Origin of the sequence: Falsiroseomonas oryziterrae (genome assembly GCF_021864505.1) — a bacterium.
GTDB classification, from domain to species: Bacteria; Pseudomonadota; Alphaproteobacteria; order Acetobacterales; family Acetobacteraceae; genus Falsiroseomonas; species Falsiroseomonas oryziterrae.
The window spans coordinates 1-6,899 of sequence record NZ_JAKJIB010000215.1 but is presented as its reverse complement, the minus strand read 5'-3'; the positions used below and the strand labels follow the sequence as shown (position 1 = coordinate 6,899).

Sequence of the window (6,899 nt, the reverse complement as noted above, 5' to 3'; positions counted from 1 at the left end):
CGCGTGCGGCACACGCTCGCGGGCTTCCGGCACTGGCTGGCGGAGGCGCGCGCGGCGGGGCGCCGCATCGGCGCCTATGGCGCGGCGGCAAAGGGGAACACCTTCCTCAACGCGGCGGGCGTGACGGCGGCCGATCTCCTCGCCGTCGCCGATCGCAGCCCGGCCAAGCAGGGACGCCTGCTGCCGGGCAGCCGGGTGCCGGTGGTGACGCCGGAGGCGCTGCTCGCGATGCGGCTGGACGACATCCTGGTCCTGCCCTGGAACATCGCCGGCGAGATCGCGGCGCAGCTTCGCGAAGGCGGTTTCGCGGGGCGGCTCTGGACCGCGGTGCCGGAGATGCGCGCGGCATGATCTTCCGCGCCACCGCGATCGAGGGTGTCATGGAGATCCTGCCCGAGCGCGCGCGCGACGCCCGCGGCGCCTTCTTCCGCGGCTTCTGCGCGGCGGAATTCGCCGCCGCAGGGCTCGACTTCCGACCCGTGCAGGTGAGCTATTCGGAGAACCCGCGGCGGCACACGCTGCGCGGCCTGCATTGGCAGGCGCCGCCGGCGGCGGAGCGTAAGCTCGTGCGCTGCCTGCGCGGCGCGGTGCATGACGTGGCGCTCGACCTGCGCGACGCGTCCGCCACGCGGGGCGCGCATGTCGGCATGACGCTCTCGGCGGAGGCGGGCAATGCGCTCCTCATCCCGCCTGGCTGCGCGCATGGATTCCTGACGCTCACCGACGACGTGCTGCTGGAATACATGATGGATGTGCCGCACGCGCCCGGGCACGCGCGCGGCCTGCGCTGGAACGACCCGGCCTTCGGCATCGCCTGGCCTGCCGCGCCCGCCGTGATCTCGGAACGCGACGCCACCTGGCCCGATCATGGCTGAGCGCGTCCTGCTGACGGGCGCGACGGGCTTCGTCGGCCGGCAGGTGCTCGCGTCGCTGCTGGCGCGCGGTGTCGCGCTGCATGCGGTCTCGCGCGGCGCGCCGCCTGCCGCGCCGGGCGTGACCTGGCATCGGGCGGATCTGCTCGCCGACGGCGTGGCGCTCATTCGCGACGTGCGGCCCACGCTGCTGGTCCACGCCGCCTGGTTCGTCGAGCACGGTCGGTTCTGGACCGCGCCGGAGAATGCCGCGTGGCTCGAAGCCTCGGAGGCGCTGGCGCGCAGCTTCGTCGAGATGGGCGGGCGGCGGTTCGTCGGCGTCGGCAGCTGCGCCGAATACGCCGAGACGGATGCGGCGGATGACCAGCCCTGGCCGGAAACGCGGCGCGTCGCGCCGGCGACGCCCTATGGGCAGGCCAAGGCGGAGCTCGCGGCGCGGCTGGCAAGGCTGCCCATCTCCGTCGCCTGGGCGCGGCTGTTTCACCTGTTCGGCCCGGGCGAGCATCCGGACCGGCTCGTGCCCTCGGTCACGCGCGCGCTGGCGGCGGGCCGGGAGGCGCGGATCGCCTCGGGCCGGCCAGTGCGCGATGTCGCGCCGACGCACTTCGTGGGGGAGGCGCTGGCCGCGCTCGCGTTGTCGGAGGTGACGGGGCCGGTGAACGTCGCCTCGGGCGAGGGACGCTCGATCGCGGAGGTGGCGCGGATCCTGGCCTCGGCCGCCGGACGGCCCGACCTGCTGCGCCTCGGCGCGCTGCCCGACCGGCCGGGCGAGGTGCCGTGCATGGTGGCCGATATCACCCGGCTGCGGCGCGAGGTCGGCTTCACGCGGCCGCCCGCGGTGGAGCGCGCCTTGCGCGACATCGCCGACGCCACGTAGCGCAACCGACGCGCGGCGCGGGCCGTTGCGGGCGCATGGCGCGCTACCGCAACCCCGTCATCGCCGAGCCCTGGGCCGATCCGGCCATTGCCGGCCCGGACGAGGAGGGCTGGTGGTGGTGCTACGCCACCGACGACGAGCACGAGCCGCCGCCACCCCGCCGCTTCAAGGTGGCGCGTTCGCGCGACCTCGTGACTTGGCAGACGCATCCGCCCGGCGCCGAGGCGGGTGCGATCGCCGCGCCGATCCGCAACGCGACGCGGTTCCGCGCCTGTTGGGCGCCGGATGTGCGACGGCTCGGGACGCGCTGGCTGCTCTACGGCTCGCTGAAGTTCGACGACCACACGGAGCAGGCCGGCCACGGCATCTTCGTCGCCGAGAGCGGCGGTCCGACCGGTTTCGGGGCGCCGCGCATCCTCGAACGGGGACCGGGCTTCACCACGATCGATCCGGGCTTCCACGAGGACTCGCGCAGCGGGCGCCGGTACCTCTACTGGGGCTCGGGCGGCGGGCCGATCCTGGCGCGGGAACTTGCCGCCGACGGCCTCGGCTTCGCGGCGTGCTCCGCCCCGCATGCGGTGCTGCATCCCGATCCCGACGATCCCGTTGGGCGGCTCTGGGAAGGCGCGCATGTGATCGCGCGGCCGGGCGACCTGCGGCCGGTGCTGCTCGTCTCCGGCGCCGACACCTGGCGCGGGCCGTATCGGGTTCACGCCTTCCTCGGCGACGACCCGCTCGGCGCCTTCACCGGCGGCGTGGAGGTCCTGCGGGAGAACGCGGCCTGGCAGCTTTGCGGCCAGTGCTTCGCGCTGCGTGACACCGCCGGCCAGGATTGGCTCGCCTATCACGCCATGCGCGGCGAGGCGGTGATCCCGGGGACCGAAGACGTCTGGGCGCATGGCCGCCTCGGCGTCTCGCTCCGCCAGATGTGTCTCGACCGCCTGGTCTGGGGCGCGGACGGCATGCCGCGCGTGCAAGGCGGCTCGCCTTCGACGGATTGGCAAGCGGGGCCGGAGGTGGATGGTGGGCGCGACAGGGATTGAACCTGTGACCCTTCGCGTGTGAAGCGAATGCTCTCCCGCTGAGCTACGCGCCCATCCGCCGGGAGGGCGCTGGATAGGAGGGGCGGGGCGCGGGTGTCAAGCCGGGCTTGCCGGGCGGGCCGTGGCCCCGATATGCCGGTGCAATGCGCCGTTTCCTGGGCTTCCTGCTGCTGTTCCCGGCCGCCGCCGCGGCGCAGCCCATGCGCGCCACCTACGAGGTGCACGCCGCCGGGATGGTGGTGATGGAGGTCGAGGCGCGCTTCGAGGTGACGCCGCGCTCCTATCGGGTCGAGACGGTGGTGCGCACCCGGGGGCTCGCGGCGACCTTCGTGTCGGGCGAGCAGGCGACGCGGGTGGATGGCGGCTGGGCCGGTCCCTCCGCGCTGCCGGCGCGCTACGTGTCGGAGGGGGTATGGCGCGGCCGCCCGCGCCGCATCGCGCTGGACTGGGACGGCGGCGCGCCGCGCGTGACGGCTCTCGTCCCCCCCAACGAGGAGGAGCGCGAGGCGGTGCCCGAGGCGCAGAAGCGCGGCACCACCGACGTGCTGAGCGCGATCGCCCAACTCGGCCGGCAGGTCGCGGCCGAGGGTCACTGCGCGCTGACGGCGCCGGTCTTCGACGGCCGTCGCCGCAGCGATTTCGCCACCCGCGACGAGGGGCGGGAGCGCATCCTGCCGTGGCGGGGCGCCTGGCATGGCGAGGCGCTGCGCTGCGCCTTCGAGGGCCGTCAGGTCGCCGGCTTCCGCCGCGACCAGGACCGTGCCGAAGCGGCGGCGCCGCAGCGCGGAACCGCCTGGATCGCGCCGCCCTTCGCGGGCGCCCCGGCCGTCCCCGTGCGCATCGACATCCCGACCCGCTGGTTCGGCACGGCGACGGCCGTGCTGCTGCGCGCCGAGCCCGGCTGAGCCGCCACCGCAGCGGCGGGCGGGGCAGAGGGCCTCAGCCCCACCGCCAGGGAGAGGGCACGAAGCCGAACCCCTGGCCGCGCGCCTCGACATGGCCGAGGCCCGGGAAGGGGAAGTGATAGCCGAGCACCTGAAGCCGGTCGGTCGACGCCATGTCGAGGATGCGCCGGCGCGTCGTGCTCGCCAGCGCCGGATCGGCGTCGAAGCCGAAGGGCCAGTCGGGGCGGGCGAGGGCGAGGACATGGTGGTTCGCCAGGTCGCCCAGCACCAGCAGGCGGTGGCCCTCGCTCTCCAGGTGGTAGCTGACATGACCGGCCGTGTGGCCCGGCGAGGCGATGGCACGGATGCCGGGCGCGACCTCGCTGTTGGGCGCGAGCGTCGTGAAGCGGGCACGGCGCGGCAGCACCACGTCGCGCGTGCCGGCGACCAGGCTGCGCATCGGCTCGGGCAGCGACAGCCCGGATTCGGCGGTCCAGAACTCCAAATCCGCCGCCGTCATCGCGAAGCGCGCATTGGGGAAGACGTCGCGCCCCGCGGCGTCGGCGATGCCCCAGGCATGGTCGCCATGCGCATGGGTGAAGGCGACGAGGTCGACCTGCGCCGGCTCGATGCCGGCGGCGCGCAGCGCGGTGGCGAGCGTCCCGGCGCCGGGCCCGAAGAGCGGCGAGGGGCCGAGCCCGGCATCGAGCAGCACGATCTCGCGCCCGGTGTTCACGGCGAGGCAGTTGATCTGCGCGGCCACGCGATCGGCCGGCAGGAAGGCGCCGCGCAGCGCCGCCTGCACCTCGGCCTCGGTCGCGACCGTGCCGCCGAAGGTGGGGTGGGCGGGCGCGAGGGTGATCTGCCCGTCGGAGACGACCGTGCATTCGAAGGCGCCGAGGCGGAAGCGATACCAGCCGGCATTCTGGTCGCCACGGAACGGCGCGGCGGCCTGCGCCGCGACGAGCGGCGTGCCGAGCGCAGCAAGCCCGGCGCCGAGCGCGATGCGTCGCGTGATCATCCTCTCGTCTCCTTCTGTGGCGGCCTATCCTGCCGTGTGCGGCGGGCCGCCGGTCAAGCCCGCCGTGGCCTGCGCGAAGCGCGCCGGATCGGCGATCACGCGCGGCACCTTGTGCTGGCCGCCGGCCTTGCCCTGCGCGCGCATCCAGTCGTTGAAGCGGCCGGGCGGCACGACATCCACGACGGGCGGCAGCATCTGCCCGCCCTGGCGGTGCGCGGCATAGTCCTCGTTCAACCCGAGCAGCGCGGCGTCGAAGGCGGGGCCGAGGCGCACGGCTGCGGTGTCGGCGGATTCCACGACCAGGCGGTGGCGACCGAGTTCGCCCACGAATTCCGGGCCGCAGCACCATTCGCCGAGCGTCGCGCGCGTCTCCGCGGCGGCGCGGTCCAGCGCGCGTGTGATCTCCTCGCCGGTCACGTGCTCGCCGAAGGCCGAGAGCATCCAGGCGGTGCGGCCGGTGACCAGCAGGCGCGGCGGCGCGCGGTCCAGGAAGCGCACCACGTCGCCGAGGACATAGGCGAAGAGGCCGGCATTGCTGCTGACGACGACGGCGTAGTCGATGCCGGTCTCGATCGTCGCGGCCCAGTGGCGCGTCGGGTTCGGTGCGTCGAGCTCCGCGACGGGGACGAATTCGAAGAAGCAGCCCCGGTCGAGCACAAGGCGCATGCCCTCGCCCTCGCCGCGGTCCTGGATGGCGACGAAGCCCTCGGAGGCCGGATAGACCTCGCGCGTCGCGCAGCCGCGCGGCAGGAAGGGCGCGAGCCGGTCGCGATAGGGCGCCCAGGCGACGCCGCCATGGATCAGCAATTCGAGGTTGGGGAAGGGCAGGCCGCCCTGCGCCATGCGGTGCAGCAGCACGAGCAGCCAGGACGGGGTGCCGGTCAGAACGCGGACGCGGTCGCGTGGCGTGCGCTCCGCCAGGGCGGCGAGCTTGGCGTCCCAGTCGGGCATGAGGGCGAGGGATTCCGGCGGCCAGGCGCGGCCGCGCAGCAGGCGCGGCACCTCATGCGCGGCGATGCCCGAGAGGTCGCCGCCCCGCACGCCGGGGGCGAGGTCCTGCAGCGCGGTGGAGCCGCCGAGCATGAAGGAGAGGCCTGCGAAGGGACGCGAGCGCGGATGCGCGTGCAGGTGCCAGGCGAGCGTGTCGAGTGCCGCGCCGCGATTCGCCGCCATCTGCGCGGCGGTGACGGGGATGTATTTCGTGGTGCCGGAGGTGGTGCCGGAGGAGAGCGCGAAATACGGGACGAGGCCCGGCCAGGTGACGCCGCGCAGCGTCGGGAAATCAGCTTGCCACCACTCCGACCAGAACTGCTCGTAGCGGCGCAGCTGCACGCGGGACTGGAAGTCGGCGACGGAGCGGATCGCATCGAAGCCATGCGCGCGGCCGAAGCGGGTGTCGCGCGCGGTGCTGACGAGGTCGAGCAGCAGCCGTTCCTGCGTCGGCGCGGGCTCGAGCGCCAGCATCCGTGCGACGCGCGCCCGCGTGAACAGCTTCAGGACGGGCGTGCCGTCTAGCATCAGCGCGGCGCCGCGTCCGACCGCCGGAGGGCCGCAGGCCCGGAGGCGTGGATCGGCCGCGGTTCGAGCACCGTGACCCTGGGGAACTCGCGCGCGACCGTCTCGGCGCGCAGCGGCACGCGGATGGCGCGTCCGTCGCGCCAGAGCGGGACCTGATCCATGAAGGCCGCCGAGCCGAGCCAGCCATCCTGCCCGCCCCACAGCGTGAACCAGTTGGCGTCCGGGTCCGACATGTCGCTGACGTGGCGCGCCATGGAGCCGAAATTCGCCGGACGCGGCACCTCCCCCACCAGCCCGTGGCTGGTTTTCATCGGCGTCTCGCGCGACCCGCCGGTCGGAAAGTCGCCGTAGACGAAGAAGCGGCCGAGCACCGGCAGGTTCACCAGCCAATGCGCGGCACGCAGCCGGTGCATCTCGCCCCAGTTGCCGATGCGGTCGAGATCGGCCTGCGCCGCCGTGGCTGCTTCGCGCAGCACCTGCTCGCGGCGCCCGGCGGGCAGCGCATCGAGGTCGCGCAGCAGGAAGGCGGTGAGGAAGTTCCACTGCGTCTCGGCGCCGCGCGGATTGCCGGTCGCGTCGCGCCGCGTCTCGGGCACCAGCGCGGGGACGAGGTGACGCAGCAGCGCCTCGAAGGCGACGGGCGCGCGGCTCTCGGCGGCATAGTCGCCCTGCCAGCCCGCCAGC

Annotated in this window: 8 protein-coding genes and 1 tRNA gene; 5 read left to right on the top strand and 4 right to left on the bottom strand. The window is 74.4% G+C overall.

Annotation, left to right across the window (positions count from 1 at the left end; genetic code table 11):
* The 4 genes from L2I40_RS15910 to L2I40_RS15895 form a co-directional block, all read left to right on the top strand.
* On the top strand, window positions 1-351 hold a 351-nt coding region (locus tag L2I40_RS15910), incomplete at its 5' end, for a methyltransferase C-terminal domain-containing protein (RefSeq protein WP_372491068.1).
* A complete protein-coding gene (locus L2I40_RS15905) occupies window positions 348-875 on the top strand; it encodes a dTDP-4-dehydrorhamnose 3,5-epimerase family protein (RefSeq protein WP_237216179.1) in 528 nt (175 codons plus the stop codon). The genes L2I40_RS15910 and L2I40_RS15905, both read left to right, overlap by 4 nt.
* Window positions 868-1,749, top strand: a complete 882-nt coding sequence (locus tag L2I40_RS15900) for an NAD-dependent epimerase/dehydratase family protein (RefSeq protein WP_237216178.1) — start codon at window positions 868-870, stop codon at window positions 1,747-1,749. The genes L2I40_RS15905 and L2I40_RS15900 overlap by 8 nt, the downstream gene beginning before the upstream one ends.
* 35 nt (window positions 1,750-1,784) lie before the next feature.
* Window positions 1,785-2,792, top strand: a complete 1,008-nt coding sequence (locus L2I40_RS15895; RefSeq protein WP_237216177.1) for a glycoside hydrolase family 43 protein — start codon at window positions 1,785-1,787, stop codon at window positions 2,790-2,792.
* On the opposite strand, the gene L2I40_RS15890 is transcribed toward L2I40_RS15895, so the two are convergent.
* Window positions 2,771-2,845: transfer RNA gene (locus L2I40_RS15890), tRNA-Val, on the bottom strand. The two genes, L2I40_RS15895 and L2I40_RS15890, sit on opposite strands and share 22 nt — an antisense overlap.
* A 90-nt stretch (window positions 2,846-2,935) precedes the next feature.
* Between L2I40_RS15890 and L2I40_RS15885 the strand changes: the two genes are divergently transcribed.
* Window positions 2,936-3,697: a DUF3108 domain-containing protein gene (locus tag L2I40_RS15885; RefSeq protein WP_237216176.1), complete on the top strand. Its 762-nt coding sequence runs from the start codon at window positions 2,936-2,938 to the stop codon at window positions 3,695-3,697.
* A 34-nt stretch (window positions 3,698-3,731) separates the two neighbouring features.
* Here L2I40_RS15885 and L2I40_RS15880 read toward each other — a convergent pair whose 3' ends face one another.
* The 3 genes from L2I40_RS15880 to L2I40_RS15870 form a co-directional block, all read right to left on the bottom strand.
* On the bottom strand, window positions 3,732-4,697 hold the full coding sequence (locus tag L2I40_RS15880) for an MBL fold metallo-hydrolase (RefSeq protein ID WP_237216175.1): 966 nt from the start codon (window positions 4,695-4,697) through the stop codon (window positions 3,732-3,734).
* Window positions 4,698-4,721: 24 nt separating this feature from the next.
* Window positions 4,722-6,215, bottom strand: coding sequence for a GH3 family domain-containing protein (locus tag L2I40_RS15875; protein WP_237216174.1), 1,494 nt, complete (start codon window positions 6,213-6,215; stop codon window positions 4,722-4,724).
* Window positions 6,215-6,899: penicillin acylase family protein (locus tag L2I40_RS15870; protein WP_237216173.1), on the bottom strand; the 685-nt coding region annotated here is incomplete at its 5' end. The genes L2I40_RS15870 and L2I40_RS15875, both read right to left, overlap by 1 nt.

Excerpts from the sequence above, each read along its gene's own strand:
- L2I40_RS15895 (WP_237216177.1), top strand. The coding sequence starts at position 1,785 with ATGGCGCGCTACCGCAACCCCGTCATCGCCGAGCCCTGGGCCGATCCG.
- L2I40_RS15900 (WP_237216178.1), top strand. The coding sequence starts at position 868 with ATGGCTGAGCGCGTCCTGCTGACGGGCGCGACGGGCTTCGTCGGCCGG.
- L2I40_RS15905 (WP_237216179.1), top strand. The coding sequence starts at position 348 with ATGATCTTCCGCGCCACCGCGATCGAGGGTGTCATGGAGATCCTGCCC.
- L2I40_RS15880 (WP_237216175.1), bottom strand. The coding sequence starts at position 4,697 with ATGATCACGCGACGCATCGCGCTCGGCGCCGGGCTTGCTGCGCTCGGC.
- L2I40_RS15875 (WP_237216174.1), bottom strand. The coding sequence starts at position 6,215 with ATGCTAGACGGCACGCCCGTCCTGAAGCTGTTCACGCGGGCGCGCGTC.
- L2I40_RS15885 (WP_237216176.1), top strand. The coding sequence starts at position 2,936 with ATGCGCCGTTTCCTGGGCTTCCTGCTGCTGTTCCCGGCCGCCGCCGCG.